Origin of the sequence: Agromyces atrinae (assembly GCF_013407835.1) — a bacterium.
In the GTDB taxonomy this organism is placed as follows: domain Bacteria; phylum Actinomycetota; class Actinomycetes; order Actinomycetales; family Microbacteriaceae; genus Agromyces; species Agromyces atrinae.
Window position 1 is genome coordinate 1,097,790 of sequence record NZ_JACCBI010000001.1, and the last position, 18,622, is coordinate 1,116,411.

At 70.2% G+C, this 18,622-nt stretch carries 13 protein-coding genes; 6 read left to right on the forward strand and 7 right to left on the reverse strand.

From position 1 onward, the window contains the following. Positions 1-2: 2 nt before the first annotated feature. Positions 3-1,109: a tRNA 2-thiouridine(34) synthase MnmA gene (mnmA, locus tag BJ972_RS05350; RefSeq protein WP_241830719.1), complete on the reverse strand. Its 1,107-nt coding sequence runs from the start codon at positions 1,107-1,109 to the stop codon at positions 3-5. 52 nt (positions 1,110-1,161) lie between these two features. Further along, positions 1,162-2,379, reverse strand: a complete 1,218-nt coding sequence (locus BJ972_RS05355) for a cysteine desulfurase family protein (RefSeq protein WP_129172781.1) — start codon at positions 2,377-2,379, stop codon at positions 1,162-1,164. Positions 2,380-2,445: 66 nt separating this feature from the next. Here BJ972_RS05355 and glgX point away from each other — a divergent pair, with 66 nt between their 5' ends. Beyond that, positions 2,446-4,497, forward strand: coding sequence for a glycogen debranching protein GlgX (gene glgX / locus BJ972_RS05360; RefSeq protein ID WP_129172782.1), 2,052 nt, complete (start codon positions 2,446-2,448; stop codon positions 4,495-4,497). Positions 4,498-4,513: 16 nt separating this feature from the next. After that, positions 4,514-5,005, forward strand: coding sequence for a Cys-tRNA(Pro) deacylase (gene ybaK, locus BJ972_RS05365; protein ID WP_129172783.1), 492 nt, complete (start codon positions 4,514-4,516; stop codon positions 5,003-5,005). Here the strand turns inward: ybaK and glgP are convergent, their stop codons facing one another. Next, on the reverse strand, positions 5,006-7,561 hold the full coding sequence (gene glgP / locus BJ972_RS05370; protein WP_129172784.1) for an alpha-glucan family phosphorylase: 2,556 nt from the start codon (positions 7,559-7,561) through the stop codon (positions 5,006-5,008). Positions 7,562-7,645: 84 nt separating this feature from the next. On the opposite strand from glgP, the gene BJ972_RS17140 reads away from it, so the two are divergent. Both BJ972_RS17140 and glgB read left to right on the forward strand, forming a co-directional pair. Beyond that, on the forward strand, positions 7,646-9,682 hold the full coding sequence (locus BJ972_RS17140; protein WP_129172785.1) for a maltotransferase domain-containing protein: 2,037 nt from the start codon (positions 7,646-7,648) through the stop codon (positions 9,680-9,682). Continuing rightward, entirely contained in the window at positions 9,675-11,870 is a 2,196-nt protein-coding gene (gene glgB / locus BJ972_RS05375) for a 1,4-alpha-glucan branching protein GlgB (RefSeq protein WP_241830720.1), read from the forward strand. Before BJ972_RS17140 ends, glgB begins: the two co-directional genes overlap by 8 nt. Positions 11,871-11,916: 46 nt before the next feature. On the opposite strand, the gene BJ972_RS05380 is transcribed toward glgB, so the two are convergent. Both BJ972_RS05380 and BJ972_RS05385 read right to left on the reverse strand, forming a co-directional pair. Continuing rightward, positions 11,917-12,852, reverse strand: coding sequence for a tetratricopeptide repeat protein (locus BJ972_RS05380; protein WP_129172787.1), 936 nt, complete (start codon positions 12,850-12,852; stop codon positions 11,917-11,919). Continuing rightward, positions 12,849-14,705 (reverse strand): DUF8094 domain-containing protein, encoded by a 1,857-nt coding sequence (locus tag BJ972_RS05385; RefSeq protein ID WP_129172788.1) that lies wholly within the window; start codon positions 14,703-14,705, stop codon positions 12,849-12,851. The genes BJ972_RS05380 and BJ972_RS05385 overlap by 4 nt, the downstream gene beginning before the upstream one ends. 193 nt (positions 14,706-14,898) lie before the next feature. Between BJ972_RS05385 and BJ972_RS05390 the strand changes: the two genes are divergently transcribed. Together BJ972_RS05390 and BJ972_RS05395 are read left to right on the forward strand one after the other, a co-directional pair. After that, a complete protein-coding gene (locus BJ972_RS05390) occupies positions 14,899-16,512 on the forward strand; it encodes a DivIVA domain-containing protein (protein WP_129172789.1) in 1,614 nt (537 codons plus the stop codon). A gap of 19 nt (positions 16,513-16,531) precedes the next feature. Continuing rightward, positions 16,532-17,596, forward strand: coding sequence for an AI-2E family transporter (locus tag BJ972_RS05395; protein ID WP_129172790.1), 1,065 nt, complete (start codon positions 16,532-16,534; stop codon positions 17,594-17,596). On the opposite strand, the gene BJ972_RS05400 is transcribed toward BJ972_RS05395, so the two are convergent. Beyond that, positions 17,593-18,306, reverse strand: a complete 714-nt coding sequence (locus tag BJ972_RS05400; protein WP_129172791.1) for an alpha/beta hydrolase — start codon at positions 18,304-18,306, stop codon at positions 17,593-17,595. The two genes, BJ972_RS05395 and BJ972_RS05400, sit on opposite strands and share 4 nt — an antisense overlap. After that, positions 18,303-18,602, reverse strand: coding sequence for an Rv1322 family protein (locus BJ972_RS05405; RefSeq protein WP_129172792.1), 300 nt, complete (start codon positions 18,600-18,602; stop codon positions 18,303-18,305). Before BJ972_RS05405 ends, BJ972_RS05400 begins: the two co-directional genes overlap by 4 nt. Between the last annotated feature and the right edge of the window lie 20 nt (positions 18,603-18,622).

Sequence of the window (18,622 nt, forward strand, 5' to 3'; positions counted from 1 at the left end):
GGTCAGGCGGGCACGGGAACCGCGCTCACCGTGCGGTCGATCGTGAACTGCCCGAGCACCCGCGTGCCGAGGTAGACGACGGCGGTCTGTCCCGGCGCGACGCCGTCGAGCGGGATGTCGGGGACGACGACGAACTCGTCGCCGTCGAGACGCGCGACGGCCGGAACGGGGTCGGCGTGCGCGCGGATCTGCACGTCGCACGCGAACGGCGTCGTCGCATCGACGGGGGCGAGACCGGCCCACGTGTACCGGACTCCCGCGATCTCGCCGATGGCGAGCGCTTCCTTCGGACCGACGATGACGGTGTTCTCCTTCGGCCGCACCTCGAGCACGAAGCGCGGCTTGCCGTCGTCGGCGGGAGTGCCGAGGCGGAGGCCCCGACGCTGACCCACGGTGAAGGCGTGCGCGCCCTCGTGCGAGCCGACGACCGCGCCGGAGCGATCGAGCACCTCGCCTGTCGCCGTGCCGACGCGCTCGGCGAGCCAGCCACGCGTGTCGCCGTCGGGGATGAAGCAGATGTCGTGCGAGTCGGGCTTCTGGGCGACCGACAGTCCGCGACGCTCGGCCTCGGCGCGCACGAGGTCCTTCGACGGGGTGTCGCCGAGGGGGAAGTACGCGTGCGCGAGCTGCTCGGCGGTGAGCACTCCGAGCACGTACGACTGGTCCTTCGCCCACGCGCTCGCGCGGTGCAGTTCGCGGTTGCCGGCCTCGTCGACGGTGATCGTCGCGTAGTGGCCCGTGCACACGGCGTCGAAACCGAGGGCGATCGCCTTCTCGAGGAGCGCGGCGAACTTGATGCGTTCGTTGCAGCGCATGCAGGGGTTGGGGGTCCGGCCGGCCGAGTACTCGGCGATGAAGTCGTCGACGACGTCGGCCTTGAACCGCTCCGAGAAGTCCCACACGTAGTACGGGATGTCGAGTTTGTTGGCCGCCCGCTGCGCGTCCATCGAGTCCTCGATCGTGCAGCAGCCGCGGCTGCCCGTGCGGAGCGTGCCCGGCATGCGGCTGAGCGCGAGGTGCACACCGACGACCTCGTGGCCCGCGTCGACGGCACGCGCGGCGGCGACGGCGGAGTCGACCCCACCACTCATCGCTGCAAGAACCTTCACCCGCACATCCTACGCGAGGCCTGCGGGGCGGCGGCTGGGAGGGCGAGCGAGCTCAGCGGTCGAACGAGGTGGAACGCGCCGCCATGCCCGCTCGCGAGGCCTGCGCGTGCGCGGCGGGCAGTGCGGCGAGGAACGCGTCGACGTCGTCATCCGTCGTCGTGTGCCCGAGGGTGACCCGCAGTGCTCCTCGCGCCTCGACCTCGCTGCGTCCGAGGGCGAGCAGGACGTGCGAGGGCTCGGCGACGCCGGCCTGGCACGCCGATCCCGTCGACACCGAGACGCCCGACGCGTCGAGGAGGAAGAGGAGCGAATCGCCCTCGCAACCCTCGAACGAGAAGTGCGCATTGCCCGGCAGACGGTCGTGCGCGTCGCCGTTGAGCCGCGCGCCCGGAACGCTCTCCGCGACGCCCGCGACGAGTCGATCGCGCAGTGCGCCGAGGCGCGCCGACTCGGCATCGAGATCGGCGAGGGCGACGGATGACGCGGCTGCGAACGACACCGCGGCGGCGAGGTCCTGTGTGCCGGAGCGCAGGCGTCGCTGCTGCCCTCCGCCGTGCAGGAGCGGCTCGACCTCTGCCGAACGGGCGAGCACGAGGGCGGCGATGCCGACCGGTCCGCCGATCTTGTGCGCCGAGACGCTCACGGCGACGAGGCCCGTCGCGCCGCGGGAGCCCGACGCCGCCCGGACGGCTTTCAGATCGATGGGCACGTGACCGTATGCGGCGATCGCGTCGACGTGCAGGGGGACGTCGTACCTCGCGGCGAGCGCCGCCACGGCCTCGACGGGTTGGATCGTGCCGATCTCGTTGCTCGCCCAGAGCATCGACACGACGGCGACGCGCTGCCCCTCGCGCTCGAGGACCGCCTCGAGCGCGGTCACGTCGACGCGGCCGTCCGCATCGAGTGGGACGTGGACGATCTCGGCGCCTTCGTGCCGCTCGAGCCACTCGACCGTGTCGATCGTCGCGTGGTGCTCGCCGTCGGGGACGACGACGACGGGGCGCAGGGCGTCCTGCTGCCGGCGCCAGTAGAGGCCCTTGATCGCGAGGTTCACGGCTTCGGTGCCGGTGCTCGTGAAGACGACCTCGATGGGATCGGCACCGAGGCCCGACGCGATCGTCTCGCGCGCCTCTTCGAGCAGTCGCTTCGCGTGCTGCCCCATGGTGTGGATCGACGACGGATTGCCGACGACGCCGAGCGCCGCGACGAGGGCGTCACGCGCCTCGGGGCGAAGCGGCGTCGTCGCCGCGTGGTCGAGATAGACCGGCATCCGTCGCCTCCTCGGGGGGTCGGAGATGGACGAGGGTCCCCTCGCCGCACAACTACTGTAGATCGCATGACTGCGAGCGACCCCCTGCGCGATCTCGGCGTGCGCATGACGTCACACGGCGGCGAACTGCGCGTCTGGTCGCATGCCGCGACCTCGATGGAACTCGCGATCTTCGACGACCGTGACCCGTCGTGGGCCGTGCGCACCGTCACCATGACGCGCGACGCCCACGACGTGTGGACGGGCCGCTCACGGAGCCTCGTTCCCGGTCGCAGCTACGCCATCCGCGTCGGCGGACCCGAGGGCCCGAACCACGCGTTCGACCCGAAGCGGCTGCTGCTCGACCCCTACGCCCGCGGGCTCGTCCGCGTCGACGGCCCGGGAAGCGGCTGGCGGTCGACGTTCGTCGACGACGCGTTCGACTGGGGCGGTGTGCAGAAGCCCCGTGTTCCACTCGACCACGCGGTCATCTACGAGGCGCACGTGCGCGGCTTCAGCAAGCGGAACCCCGCCATCCCCGCCGAACTGCGCGGCAGCTACGCGGGTCTCGCGCACGAGTCGTCGATCGCCTATCTGAAGAGCCTCGGCGTCACGACCGTCGAGCTGCTGCCCGTGCAGGCGTTCGTCTCGGAGCAGCGACTCGTCAAGCAGGGCCTCACGAACTACTGGGGCTACAACACGCTCGGCTTCTTCGCACCGCACGCGGCGTACGCGAGCCGCGCCGCGCAGGCGCAGGGCTCCGACGCGGTGCTCCGCGAGTTCAAGGGCATGGTGCGCTTGCTCCACGAGGCGGGCCTCGAGGTCATCCTCGACGTCGTCTACAACCACACGGCCGAAGAGGGCCCCGAGGGCCCCGTCTACAGCTTCCGCGGCATCGACAACGCGAGCTACTACCGACAGGACGCGCACGGCCACTACGTCGACACGACCGGCTGCGGCAACGCGGTGTACTTCGGGAAGGACGCCCCCATCCGGCTCGTGCTCGACTCGATGCGGTACTGGGCCGAGGAAGTGCAGATCGACGGCTTCCGGCTCGACCTCGCGGCGACTCTCGGCCGTGGCGAGCACGGTGACTTCGAGCGCGACCACCCACTGCTGCGCGGCATGCTCGACGACCCGATCCTCTCGACGACGAAGATCATCGCCGAACCCTGGGACGTCGGCTACGGCGGTTGGCAGACCGGCAACTTCGCTCGCGGATTCGTCGAGTGGAACGACCGCTACCGCGACCGCATGCGCGACTTCTGGCTCGGCGACATCCGCCGCGAACGCGAGACCGGCTCGGCGGGCAGCGGGATCGGCCGTTTCGCGACACGCCTCGCCGGATCATCGAACACCTTCTCGCTCGAGCGCGGCCCGCTCGCCGGCCTCAACTTCATCACCGCGCACGACGGCTTCACCATGGCCGACCTCGTCGCCTACGACACGAAGCACAACCTCGGCAATGGCGAGGACAACCGCGACGGCACGAGCAACAACAACTCGTTCAACCACGGCGTCGAGGGCGACACGACCGACGAGACGATCCTCGCGACGCGTCGGAAGGCCATCCGCAACCTCCTCGGCACGCTCCTGCTCTCGGCGGGTGTGCCGATGCTCACAGCGGGCGACGAGTACGGCCGCTCGCAACGCGGCAACAACAACGCCTACTGCCACGACTCCGAGCTGACCTGGCTCGACTGGGAGCGCGAGGAGTGGCAGCAGGACCTCGAAGACGTCACGCGGACGATCCTCCGCCTCCGCCACGAGAACCCCGCGCTCCGGCCCGTGCGCTTCGGGCGGTTCGGCGAAGAGACGCCGAGCGCATCGCGCATGGAGTGGTTCAACGCCGAGGGCGTGACGATGTCGGAAGAGGACTGGAACTCCCCCGCTGAGCGCACGCTGCAGTACGTCGCAGCGTCCACGCCCGAGGTCGAGCAGGCCAACCGCGTGCTCCTCGTCGTGCACGCCCACGAGGAGGCCGGCGAGATCACGCTCGCGACCGCCGCGGGCGCCACCGCGTACACGAAGCTCTGGGACTCGGCCGACGAGCGCCCCGGCCGCGCCGAGACCGCGCACTCCCCCGGCGACGTCGTCTCGATCGAGCCCACGTCGATGCAGCTCTACCGCGCCGACTGACGAGACCGATCGACCGATGGCCAAGAAGACGGATGCCGCGGGCGGAACCCCTGCGACCCTCGCACTCACTCGCGCGGGAGTCGAGTTCACCGCGCACCCCTACGAGCACGATCCGCGCGCCGCGAGCTTCGGGCTCGAGGCCGCCGAGAAGCTCGGCCTCGACCCCGAGCGCGTGTTCAAGACGCTGCTCGCGACCGTCGACGGCGATCTCGTCGTCGGCGTGGTGCCCGTGACGGCGCTCCTCGACCTCAAGGCCCTCGCCGCCGCCGTCGGAGGCAAGCGCGCCGAGATGGCCGACCCGCGCGTCGCCGAACGGAAGACCGGCTACGTCGTGGGCGGCATCAGCCCGCTCGGGCAGAAGACGTCGCTCACGACCGTCGTCGACGAGAGCGCCATCCTCCACGAGACGATGTTCGTCTCGGGCGGCCGGCGCGGATTCGACATCGAACTCGCCCCCGACGATCTCGTTCGAGTGACGGGGGCGAGTTACGCGGCGATCGCTCGCTGATCAGCTCGCGATGGTCTGGAGGCCGAGTTCGGCCGGGCTCACGAGCAGACGGTTGCGCGGCACGACACGAACGGTGTAGCCGAACGACCCCGCGCGATCGAGGGGGACGGTGCCCGTGTACAGGCGCGCTCCCTCTCCCGGATCGCCGTGCGCCGTGAGCTCGCCCCGGCGCACGTCGACGAGCTCGTCGGTCGATCGCGACCGACCGTAGACGACCTCGACGGTCACGTCGGCCGGGTCGAGCCCCGCGAGTTCGACGTGCGCGCGCAAGTGCAGCTCTTCGCCGACGTAGGGCACGGCAGCGACGCCGCCCGACTCGACGTGCACGACCTGCACGCCCGGCCAGGCTCCGACGACGCGCTGCTTCCAGGCCGCGAGGTCGCGAGCGGCCCGGAAACCGGCATCCGCCATCTTCGCGGCGTACTCGGACGCCGGCCGGTAGAGGTGCTCGACGTAGTCGCGCACCATGCGGTCGGCGCTGAGCTCGGGCGAGAGGGTCGCGAGCGTGTGGCGGACGAGTCGCATCCAGCCGGCCGACGCGCCCGTGGGCTCGTCGCGCTCGTAGTACAGCGGCGCGATGCGGTGCTCGAGCAGGTCGTAGAGCGCGGCGGCCTCGAGCCGGTCGCGCTCGGCGTCGTCGCCCGCGGCGTCGGCCGTCGGGATGGCCCAACCGTTCTCGCCGTCGAAGTACTCGGCCCACCAGCCATCGAGGATCGAGAGGTTGAGCGCTCCGTTGAGCGCGGCCTTCATGCCCGACGTGCCGCACGCCTCGAGCGGGCGCAGCGGGTTGTTGAGCCAGACGTCGCAGCCCGGATAGAGGAGCTGCGCCATACCGATGTCGTAGTCGGGGAGGAAGACGATGCGGCGACGCACGGCCGGGTCCTGGGTGAACTGCACAAGCCGCTGGATGAGTCGCTTCCCCTCATCGTCGGCCGGGTGGGACTTGCCGGCGATGATGATCTGGATGGGCCGCTCGGGGTGGGTCAGGAGGGCGGCGAGGCGCTCGGGGTCCTGCAGCATGAGCGTCAGTCGCTTGTACGTCGGAACGCGGCGCGCGAAGCCGATCGTCAGGACGTTCGGGTCGAGCAGCTCGTCCATCCATACGGGAGGGGTGCCTCCCTCGTGCTGGCCGATCCATGAGTCGCGCAGACGCCGACGGGCGTCGTCGACGAGCTGCTCGCGCATGCGGAGCTTGACCGACCAGAGTTCGCCGTCGCTGATCGCGTCGGAGTGCCAGTCGGCGCTCGTCGTGTCGCTCGTGCCCAGGCGGGACTCGGCGAGTTCGAGGAGAGCCGGGTCGGTCCACGTCGGTGCGTGCACGCCGTTCGTGATCGATCCGATCGGTACCTCTTCGGAGTCGAAGCCCGGCCACAACGCGCCGAACATGCGACGGCTGACCTCGCCGTGGAGCTTCGAGACGCCGTTGGCGTGCTGACCGATGCGGAGGCCCATGTACGCCATGTTGAAGACGTTCGCGTCTCCGCCCGGTTCGACCCCGAGGGTGAGCACGTCGGCGGGCTCGACGCCGGGGAGCAGGTCGGTCGCGAAGTAGCGCTCGATGAGTGCACGGTCGAAGCGGTCGATGCCGGCGGGCACGGGAGTGTGGGTCGTGAAGACGGTTCCGGCGCGCACGATCTGCAGCGCCTCGTCGAAGGAGAGGCCCTCGCCGATGAGGCCGGAGATGCGCTCGAGGCCGAGGAAGCCCGCGTGACCCTCGTTGGTGTGGAACACGTCGGGCGACGGTGCGCCCGTGACCTCGACCCACTGGTCGACGGCACGCACGCCGCCGATGCCGAGCAGGAGCTCCTGCAGCAGTCGGTGCTCGCCGCCGCCGCCGTAGAGGCGGTCGGTGACGCTCCGCAGGTCGTCCTCGTTCTCGGGGATGTCGGTGTCGAGCAGCAGCAGCGTCACGCGGCCGACGGCGGCCTGCCAGACCCGTGCGTGCAGTTCGCGGTCGTCGGGCAGCGCGAGGGTGACGTGCACCGCCGAGCCGTCGGGGTGGCGAAGGACCGAGAGCGGGAGGCCGTCGGGGTCGAGCAGCGGGTAGCTCTCGAGCTGCCATCCGTCGGGCGAGATCGCCTGGGTGAAGTAGCCCGACCGGTAGAACAGGCCGACACCCGTGAGCGGGACCCCGAGGTCGGATGCGCTCTTCAGGTGGTCGCCGGCGAGGATTCCGAGTCCGCCGGAGTACTGCGGCAGGGCCGCGGCGATGCCGAACTCGGGCGAGAAGTACGCGATACCGCGCGGCTTCTGCCCCTCGAGGTGCTGGAACCAGCGCGGCTCGGAGAGGTAGGCGGCGAGCGCGTCGCGCTCACGCGTCGTCCACGCGATGAACGACTCGTCGGCGGCGAGCGCCGAGAGCCGATCCTGGTGCACTTCGCCGAGGAGGGCGACGGGGTCGTGGCCGACGTCGTTCCAGAGCGTCGCGTCGATGTGCTCGAAGAGACGGCGGGTCGGTTCGTGCCACGACCACCGCAGATTCGCAGCGAGATCTTCGAGTGCAGCAAGCGGTTCCGGCACGACGGCACGGACGGTGAACTTACGGATGGCCTTCACCCTCCACACACTAGATCCGTGTCGTGACGAATACGTAAACGACGCGATGCCCGATCCCGAGCATTCCGCGCTACGGTCGGACTTGTGAGTTCCGCCATCGAAGACCGCGCTCAGGGGCCGCTCGCCGGCCGAATCCCCGTCCTGCGGGTCACACCCGCAGCACCCGATCCCCGATGGAGGCCGTCCGCATTCGCGGGAGAGGTCGTCCCGTTCGGTGCGACCGTGTTCCGCGAGGGTCATGACCGCGTCGGCGCGATGCTCGTGCTGACGTCGCCGACGGGCGTGACGACCGAGCACCGGCTCGTCTCGACGGCCCCCGGCCTCGACCGCTGGGAGACCCGCGTCGCCCTCCACGAGCAGGGCGTGTGGTCGTTCGTCGTCCGCGGATTCGGTGACGAGTACGCGACCTGGGTGCACGACGCGGGCATCAAGATCGCCGCGGGGATCGACGTCGAGCTCATGTTCGAGGCGGGCGCGCGCCTCCTCGAGCGCGCTCACGGCCAGAAGGTGCGACCCGCGGCCGCCAAGCGTCGCCTCAGCCGAGCCGTCAAGCTCCTCCGCGACGAGACCGCCGGTCTCGACAAGCGTCTGACCGTGCTCGGCGACCCCGTGCTGCGCGACGAGTTCAGCGTCCGCCCCCTCGCGACCCTCGTGAGCGAGAGCGCCGTCAACGAGATCCTCGTCGAGCGCGCCCGCGCCGGAGTCGGCTCGTGGTACGAGTTCTTCCCCCGCTCGGAGGGTGCCGTGCGCCGCGACGACGGCAGCTGGCAGTCGGGCACGTTCCGCACGGCCTCGGCTCGACTCGACGCCGTCGCCGCGATGGGCTTCGACGTCGTCTACCTCCCGCCGATCCATCCCATCGGGCGCTCGTTCCGGAAGGGTCCGAACAACACCCTGGATGCCGGCCCGGACGATCCCGGTTCGCCGTGGGCCATCGGTTCGGCCGACGGCGGCCACGACGCCGTGCACCCCGATCTCGGAACCCTCGACGACTTCCGTGCGTTCGTCGCGCGTGCCGCCGCACTCGACCTCGAGATCGCCCTCGACCTCGCGCTCCAGGCCTCGCCCGACCACCCGTGGGTGACCGAGCACCCGGAGTGGTTCACGGCCCTCCCCGACGGATCGATCGCGTACGCCGAGAACCCGCCGAAGAAGTACCAGGACATCTACCCGATCAACTTCGACAACGACCCCGAGGGCCTCTACGCCGAAGTGCTCCGCATCGTCCGGCACTGGATCGCGACGGGCGTGAAGATCTTCCGCGTCGACAACCCGCACACGAAGCCTCTCGCCTTCTGGGAGCGGCTCATCGCCGAGGTGCTCTCGGTCGACCCCGACATCGTGTTCCTCGCCGAGGCGTTCACGCGCCCCGCGATGCTGCAGGCGCTCGCGACCGTGGGCTTCCAGCAGTCGTACACCTACTTCACGTGGCGGAACACGAAGGAGGAGCTCGAGGAGTTCCTCGGCTCGCTCGCGACCGAGACGGCCGACTTCCTGCGCCCGAACCTCTTCGTGAACACCCCCGACATCCTCACCGAGTACCTCCAGTTCGGCGGGCCCGCCGCATTCACGGTGCGCGCGACGATCGCCGCGACCGCGGCGCCGACGTGGGGCGTCTACTCCGGCTTTGAGCTCTTCGAGTCGGTCGCCCGCCCGGGCGCCGAAGAGGCCATCGACAACGAGAAGTACGAGTACAAGCCCCGCGACTTCGCCGCGGCGGAGGCCTCGGGCGACTCGCTCGCCCTCTACCTCGGCATCCTCAACGAGGCTCGCCGCGCGCACCCCGCGCTCGGGCAGCTCCGCAACATCCACTTCCACCGCACCGACGACGAGGCCGTGATCGCGTACTCGAAGCACCTCGATGCCGAGTTCACCGGCACGGGCGAGGCCGACACCGTCATCGTCATCGCCAACGTCGATCCGCACTCGGTGCGCGAGACGACGGTGCACCTCGATCTCGACGAGCTCGGCATCGAGCCCGGTGCCCGGTTCACGGTGCACGACCTCGTCACGGGCCACTCGTGGGAGTGGGGCGCCTCGAACTACGTGCGCCTCGACGCCTTCACGCACCCCGCACACGTGCTGCACGTGTCACAGAGGAAGGTCGCCACCCATGACTGACGCACCCGTCTTCCCCACCCTCGACCCGAGCATCGTCGAGGCCGTCGGCAACGGCGTGCACCACGATCCGCACTCCGTCCTCGGCAGCCACCGCGTCGCTCAGGCGACGGGTGAGCCCGCGACCGTCATCCGTGCCCGTCGCCCCCTCGCGCGCGAGGTCGACGCCGTCCTCGACAGCGGCGACCGCATCCCCCTCGCCCACATCGGCTGGGGCGTGTGGGAGGGCGGCCGCGTCGGCGACGTCGGCGACTACCTCCTCGATGCGCGCTACGACGACGGCAGCGACTGGACGAGCGACGACCCCTACCGCTTCGCTCCGTCGATCGGCGAGCTCGACCTGCACCTCATCGGCGAGGGTCGGCACGAGGAGCTGTGGCGCGTCCTCGGCGCCCACCGCCGCTCCCACGCGGGCGCATCGGCCTCCGTCGACGGCACGTCGTTCACGGTCTGGGCCCCCTTCGTGTCGGCTGTCCGCGTCATCGGAGACTTCAACCGCTGGGATGGCGCGGGCCACGCCATGCGCACGATGGGCGGCAGCGGCGTCTGGGAGATCTTCGTGCCGGGCCTCGAGGCGGGCTCGAACTACAAGTTCGAGATCCTGGGCGCCTCGGGCGAGTGGGTGCGGAAGTCCGACCCCATGGCGCGCTACACCGAGGTCTCCCCCGCGACGGCCTCCGTCATCGGCGAGACCGACTACGTGTGGGGCGACGACGCGTGGATGGACCGCCGGCGTTCGACCGACCCGCACCAGGGCCCCATGAGCATCTACGAGCTGCACCTCGGCTCCTGGCGCCCGGGCCTCGGCTACCGCGAGGCAGCCGACCCGCTCATCGACTACGTGCGCGCCCTCGGCTACACGCACGTCGAGTTCCTCCCCCTCGCCGAGCACCCGTTCGGCGGTTCGTGGGGCTACCAGGTGACGGGCTACTTCGCGCCGACCTCGCGCTTCGGGCACCCCGACGACCTCCGCTACCTCATCGACCGGCTGCACGAGGCCGGCATCGGCGTCATCATGGACTGGGTTCCCGGCCACTTCCCCAAGGACGAGTGGGCGCTCGCGCGATTCACCGGTGAGCCGCTCTACGAGCACCCCGACCCGCGCCGCGGCGAGCAGAAGGACTGGGGCACCCTCGTCTTCGACTTCGGGAACCCGCGCGTGCGCAACTTCCTCGTCGCCAACGCCCTCTACTGGCTCGAGGAGTTCCACGTCGACGGACTCCGTGTCGACGCCGTCGCATCGATGCTCTACCTCGACTACTCGCGCGCCGAGGGCGAGTGGCTGCCGAACATCCACGGCGGGCGCGAGAACCTCGAGGCGATCGCGTTCCTGCAGGAGGTGACGGCGACCGCGTACAAGCGGAACCCCGGCACCGTCATGATCGCCGAGGAGTCGACGAGCTGGGGCGGCGTGACCGCACCGACGTCGGCCGGCGGACTCGGCTTCGGCATCAAGTGGAACATGGGCTGGATGCACGACACCCTGCAGTACATCGAGAAGGACCCGATGTACCGTTCGCACCACCACGGCGACATCACGTTCTCGTTCCTCTACGCGTTCAGCGAGAACTTCCTGCTGCCGATCAGCCACGACGAGGTCGTGCACGGCAAGGGCTCGCTCCTCGCGAAGATGCCGGGCGACCACTGGCAGAAGCGCGCGAACCTGCGCGCCTACCTCGCGTTCATGTGGGCGCATCCCGGCAAGCAGCTGCTCTTCATGGGGCAGGAGTTCGGTCAGCTCTCCGAGTGGAGCGAGGAGCGCGGTCTCGACTGGTGGATGCTCGACCAGCCGAGTCACCAGGCGATCTTCGACCTCGTGGCGCGACTCAACGCCATCTACCGCGACGAGCCCGCGCTCTGGGCGCTCGACAACGACTCGGCCGGTTTCGAGTGGGTCGACGGAGGGGCGGCGGCCCAGAACGTCATCGCGTTCCTCCGCTACGACCGCGAACGCCGCCCGCTGCTGTGCGTCATGAACTTCTCGGGTACGCCCGTGCACGACTTCCGCCTCGGGCTCCCGCACGCCGGGCGCTGGCGCGAGGTGCTCAACACCGACGCCGTCGAGTACGGCGGTTCGGGGGTCGGGAACCTCGGCGGGGTCGAAGCACTCGACGTGCCGTGGGGCGGTCGGAGTGCGTCGGTGTCACTCACGCTGCCGCCGCTCGGCGGACTCTGGCTCGTCCCCGAGTGATCTCGGGACGATCGGGTGCGGCGCGGCTCACGCCGCGCCGGCCCGGTCAGTAGAGCAGGTTCGTGAGCCGTCGGCGCGCAGCGACGACGCGGGGGTCGTCGGCTCCGACGATCTCGAAGTACTCGACGATGCGTTCGCGCACGACCGTGCGACCGGCGGGGTCGAGCTTCACGAAGAAGGTCAGCAGACGGTCGAACGCGTCGTCGATGTGTCCGCCCGACAGATCGAGATCGGCGACGTCGAGCTGCGCATCGAGTTCGTCGGGCGACGCCGCTGCCCGGCTGCGGATCTCGTCGAGGGTCTTGCCCTGCAGCCGGTGCAGCAGGCTCACCTGAGCGAGGCCTGCGACGGCGTCACGGTCGGCGGGGTTCTGCGCGATCGCCGTCTTGTAGGCGGTGACGGCGCGGGCGTAGTCGCCCGCCTCGATGGCGTCGTACGCCTCCTGGTGGAGGGGCGGCAGCGGCTCGGGTTCGGGCGCTGCAGCGGGCTCGGCGCCGTCGACGGGAAGTCGACCGGTCACGCCGTTCTGAGCGGCGAGCTGCAGCAGCTGGTCGAAGACCGCGCGCACGTCCTCCTCGGGCACGTTGCCCTGGAAGAGCTGCACCGGCTGACCCGCGACGACCGCGGCGACCGTCGGCACGGCCTGCACCTGGAACGCCTGAGCGAGCTGCGGGTTCGTCTCGGCCTCGACCCGGGCGAGCACGAGCGCACCCGCGTACTCGCGGAGCACGCGCTCGAGCAGTTCGCTCAAAACCGTGCTGGCCTCGGACCGCGCCGACCACAGGTCGACGACGACGGGCACGGTGCGGGACAGCTCGAGGATGTCGCCGAAGCTCGAGTCATCCACGGCGACCACGACGTCGATCGGCGCTCCGCCAGCCGCCGCCGCGGGGGCGGCACCGGGCGCGGGTGCCGCGGGCCGGTTCACGAGCGAAGAGAGGTCGACTGCACCGCGGAGGCCGGTCGGGGGGACGTTGGTCATGGAATCTCCGAGGCAGAGGTGATGGCTTCCGACCAGCCCAGGAGGACGATCTTGTCGTCGGAGCCGATCGCGGGAACAGAGAAGAGCATCTGGATGGTGCTCGAACGCGTGACGCCCTTCGAGCTCTTGGCGGTGAAGCCCGACAGCGCCGCGGCCGGGACACCCTCGCCGAAGCCGACGGTTCCGCCGTCGTTCGGGGTGACGTTCTCGGTCATGACGAGGTCGACGGTGACGACCGCTCCCGACTCGTTCGTCGCGAGCGAGATCGGACGGCCCGTGCCCTCCGCCATCGCGAACGCGATGCTCGCGGTCGGCGGTTGGGCGGCGGCGATGGACGCCTGGCCCTCGGGGCCGAGCTGCGCCATGAGTTCGTCGTCGGTCGTATCGAAGAGGTCGTACGACGGGCTCTCGGCGCCCGTCATGAGGATGTCGCCGTATGCGGCCGCGATCTGGTCGGGCGCGAGGATGAGGAACTTCGAGTCGTCGGCGAGCGACGTCGCTCCGACCGAGGTCGGGGCCACGCGGGGGAACTGCGCACTCGCGGCGAGCGACATGATGTACGTCACGACGTAGTTCTCGCGCGGCGACGCCTGCTCGAGCACGACAGCCGTCGGCGCGATCGTCGGGTCGTCCGACTCCGAGACCGTCAGCACGACGCGGGGCCACGAGTCGGTCTGCTCGGGGAGCGTGAGGTTCCACGGCTCGGCCGGGATGGGGATCGGCGCCGCGTAGTCGGGCAGCGTCGCACGGATCGAGTAGTTCGCGACGCGCGTCGCGAGAGCGTCACCGGCGAAGCGCTCCTCGAGCGCCGCGCCGTCGAGCGCGGCATCCGCGGTCGTCGTGAGCTCGGCGATCCTGTCCATGATCCGCTCGATCTGGGGCGTCGTGACCGCGGGCGGCCGCACGTCGTCGTCGGTCTCGGGAACGTCGGCCAGCGGGCCGTCGGTCGCTGTCGCACTCGGGGTCGGGGTGCCGCCGTCGAAGCGGGGCCACAGGTTCGGCGAGCAGGCCGTGAGCGCCACGGTCGCGAACAGGGCGACGGGCACGAGGGCGATGCGCGAGCTGCGACCGATCGCGCGCTTCGTGCCGCCCGTGAGCGCCGCCTTCTTCGGCTTGGGGGCGCTCGGCAGCTTCCCACGACGGATGCCTCCCGGCATGTTGCGCCGGGGGCCACGGCCGCGTCGGTGCTGGATGAACCCCGTCGCGAGGAGGTAGAGGCCGAGGAGGAAGAAGAGTCCGCCGCCGAGGAGGAGCGGTCCGGCCCACGGCGTCGAGTTGTCGAGCGGCCACGACACGCTCAGGTCGGCGGGCGCCGGCGCGGTGCCGTCGGAGGCCACGAGGATCGAGATGTCGTTCGGAAGGTCGAGCGTGGTCGTGAGCGAGCCCTGGGCCGTGAACTCGTCGAGCCAGAGGTCGGAGCCGGCGGGCGACGCGATCGTCGCGAGCTCATCGGCCGTGAGCGTCTCCGTCTCGGTGGCGGGGTCGACGGGTTCACCCGTGAGCGGGTCGAGCTCGCTCGGGTCGGTCACGGCGGGGATGTCCTCCATCGTGATCTCACCGGCCTCGGAGTCGTAGCCGACCTTCGTGTAGGCGTCGTCGCCGATCCACGCGATGACGTCGCTCGTCCGGCCGTAGGCGAGGTAGACCTCGTCGGAGCCGCCGACGGTGACGATCTGCGCGCCGACGTTCGCATCGAACAGGGCGGGGTCGACCACGAGGTAGCTCTCGGGCGAGTCGATCGTCGCCTCGATCGTCACCCGGTCGGGTTCCAACAGAATCGTCCGCTGCGCGATACCGACTCCGGCCAACGCGGCGGCGACGGCGAACGCCACGATGGCAAACACGAATCGCACGAAGACATCCTCCAGGGTCGTCGTCGGGGAGGGAGTGCGGCACCGCGAAACGGGCGACGCCGGTGACCCGACAAAAGACAGTCCACGATACCGGTTCCTCCTGGGAGTCCGCTCATCGCAGCCGGAGTCGACCCGGTGCCCGCGCCCCTAGAATCGAAGAGGCCCGGGGGGAATCGCGCAGACCGGAGGAAGCATGGCCGTCGAAGATACCGAGTTCACCCAGGTGTTCCGGGGGTATGACAAAGAGGAAGTCGATACGGCGATCCTCGGATTCCGTCGCGAACTGATCGCGGCGAACACGCAGGGCGCCGAGTCTCAGAAGGAGCTCAAGCGCCTCCACGCACGCATCGACGAACTCACGGCAGAACTCGAAGAGGTCGGCAGCCCGACCTTCGCAGGACTCGGTACCAAGCTCGAGAGCACGCTGCGCGTCGCGGAGGAGCAGTCCACCCGACTCATCGCCCAGGCCGACATCGACGCCGAGAAGCTGCGCCGCACGGCCGAGGCCGACGCCGAGCGTCTGCGCACCGACTCCGACGAGGTCGCCGAGCGCACCGTGCGCGAAGCCCGCGCGAGCGCGGCCCGCACCCTCGAGAACGCTCGGGCCGAGGTCGACGACATGGTCACTCGTGCTCACGAGAACTCCGACGCCCAGCGTCGCGATGCCGCACGCGATGCCGCCGCCATCCGCGGCGCCGTCGCGAACGAAGCAGCCGAGCTCCGCACCACGGCCGCCCGTGAAGCGGCTGCGGCACTGGCCGAGGCCGAGCGCCGCGCCGCCGAGATCGTCACCGAGGCCAACCGCGAGGCGCACGAGGCCCGCGAGACGGCCGCCGGACTCACCCAGGAGACCGAGCAGACCCGCGCCGAGGTCGCCATCGAACTCGATCGCGCGCGCGCCGAGCTCGCCGAGGAGATCGAACAGGCGCGCATCGACCGCGACCGCGCGGCCGAACAGCTCCGCCTCGACATCGAGCGGGAACGCGCCGAGGAGCGCGCCTCGCTCGAGGCTGAGCTCGCTGACGCCCGCACCGCTCTCGCTCACGAGATCGAGCAGACGCGCGCCGACCTCCAGCACGAGGTCGATGCGCGGCGCGCGTCGATCGCCGACGACGAGGCGCAGGCCGTCGTCGACCGAGAGCGCGCCGCCGAGGTGGCGACCGGTCGACTCGAGCACGAACTCGCCCGTATTCGCGCGAAGCACGACGCCGACATCGAACAGTCACGCGCCGATCTCGCCCTCGAGCACGAGCAGGCACGGGCCGACTTCCGGGCCGAGGCCGAGCAGGCCCGCATCGATCTCGACAACCAGCTCGCCGCGATGCGCAAGAAGACCATGCACGAGGTCAAGCGCATGCAGCGCGAGATCGACGAGGCGAAGGCCGACCTCGAGGTCGAGATCACGACGAAGCGCGACGACGCCGAGCGCGAGCTGCTCGAGGCGCACGAGGCCGCCGTGGCGAGCACGCAGGGATTCCTCGACGACGCGAACGCCGAGCTCGCCGAGGCCGTGCGGCGCACCAACGACGCCCGCGCCGAGATCGAGCGCCTCGAGACCGAGGTGCGATCCGAGATCCTCGCTTCGCGCGACGCCGCGGAGGCCGAAGCCACGGCTCGACTCGCCGAGGCGCACGACGCGGCTCGCGAGACGGTACGCGAGGCCGACGAGCGCTCTCGCCGTATCGTCGCCGATGCTGAAGACCGCCTGTCGCAGATTAGGATCGAACGCGATGCCGTCGCCGGCTACTTCGAGAGCCTGCGCGGAGCGTTGAGCCAGGCCGAGCAGGCAGCCGCAGACACGGAGTGACCGGCCACAGGGGGAATCGATGAAGATCAGCAACGCCTTCCGGGCAGGACTGGTCGGAACGCTGGGTGTCGGGCTCGGCATCCTGATTCTGACGTCGATCGCGTCGCTCTCGACGATCCTCCTGTACATCGGTGCTGCGCTCTTTCTCGCACTCGGGCTCGACCCCGCGATCTCGTGGTTCGAGCGCAAGGGTCTGCCGCGGTGGGCGGCGATCCTCATCGTGCTCGTCGTCGTGCTCGTGCTCTTCGCCGGCGTCATCCTCGCGATCATCCCGATCGTCGCCGATCAGGTGGGCCAGCTCATCGAGCAGGTGCCGAGCATCATCGCCCGGGTGACGTCTCAGGAGTGGATCGAAGCACTCCAGGACGCCTTCCCCATGCTGCAGGTCGACGAGATCATCCAGGGCGTCATCCAGGCCGTCACCGACTTCCTGCAGGACCCGGCCAAGGTGACCGAGCTCGCGGGCGGCGTGCTCGCTGTCGCGGTCGGCATCGGCAGCGGCGTCTTCGGGGCGATCGTCGTGCTCATCCTCACCCTGTACTTCGCCGCGTCGCTCAACACCATGAAGCGTGCGACGTACCAGCTCGTCCCCGCCTCGAAGCGCGCTCGCTTCGCCGACATCACCGAGCAGATCACCCAGTCGGTCGGCCGCTACGTCGTCGGCCAGGTCTCGCTCGCCGCCGTCAACGGCATCCTGAGCTTCATCTTCCTGTCGATCATCCGCGCCCCGTTCCCCGCCGTGCTCGCACTGGTCGCGTTCTCGCTGTCGCTCATCCCGCTCGTCGGAACGCTCACGGGTTCGGTCATCATCGTGCTCGTCTGCCTGATCCCCGGCCTCGGCTCACCGCTCACAGCGCTCGTCGCCGCCATCTGGTACATCGTCTACATGCAGGTCGAGGCATACGTGCTGAGCCCGCGCATCATGAACCGCGCCGTGCAAGTGCCGGGAGCGGTCGTCGTCATCGCCGCACTCGCGGGCGGATCACTCCTCAGCGTCCTCGGCGCGCTCATCGCGATCCCGATCGCCGCATCGATCCTGCTCATCATCAAGCAGGTCGTCATACCGCGTCAGAACGAGCTCTAGCCGTTCCACTCCGTCGGCAGCGGCGAGGCCGACGGATTCACGACCCTGACGATCTCGTCGAGCACGCGTCGGGTGTGGGTCTCCCCCACCCACAAGTGCTTCGCCTCGTCGACGGCGACGAGTCGGGCCTCGGGAACGGCCGCGAAGCGCTCCTCGGCCTCGGCGGGGCGCAGGAAGTCGTCGAGCTCCGGCACGAGGGCGATGAGCGGCACACCGGATCCTGCCCATCGGGTGAGTTCGTCCGGCGTGGTGCGGCGGAGAGGCGGCGACAGCAGGATCGCACCCGCGATGTCGTGATCGAGTCCGTACTTGAGCGCGAGCTCGGTTCCGAACGACCAACCCACGAGCCACGGCGTCGGCAGGCCGCGCTCCCGCACGAAGGCCACGGCGGCCGCGACATCCGCTCGCTCGGTCACTCCGTCGCCGAACGCGCCGTCGCTCGTGCCGCGCGGCGAGGAGGTGCCGCGGGTGTTGAAGCGCAGCACGGCGAGGTCGGCGAGAGCGGGCAGCCGTGCCGCGGCCTTGCGGAGCACGTGGGAGTCCATGAAACCGCCGTGGGTCGGCAGCGGGTGCAGCGTGAGGAGCGTCGCCACGGGCTCTCGGTCGAGGGGAAGCGCGAGCTCGCCGACGAGGGTGAGACCGTCATCCGTCACCAGCTCGATGTCTTCGCGTCGCGCGGGGAGTTCGATCCCTGCTCTGATCTCGGTCATCCGATCCTCCAGCAATGCGTGTGCCAGTGCCGACGAGCGGCGAGGTCTGCCTGATCGCCGAGCACGCCGTCGGCGCGCCAGACGACGAGGTGGGCGATGCCCGGTGCGATCATGACGCCGCAGCCGGGGCAGGCGTATTCCTTCTGCGCCTGGGGCGCGGAGATGGGCTGCACGTTCCAGTCGACGCCGCGACGGGTCTCGGTGCGTCGCCAGCCGGCGATGAGCGAGTCGAGGCTGCGCTCCTGCTCGTCTCGGGCGTGCTCCCGGCGACTACGAGGTCGGTTGGAGCGAGGCATCCACCCAGTCTATTCACCCG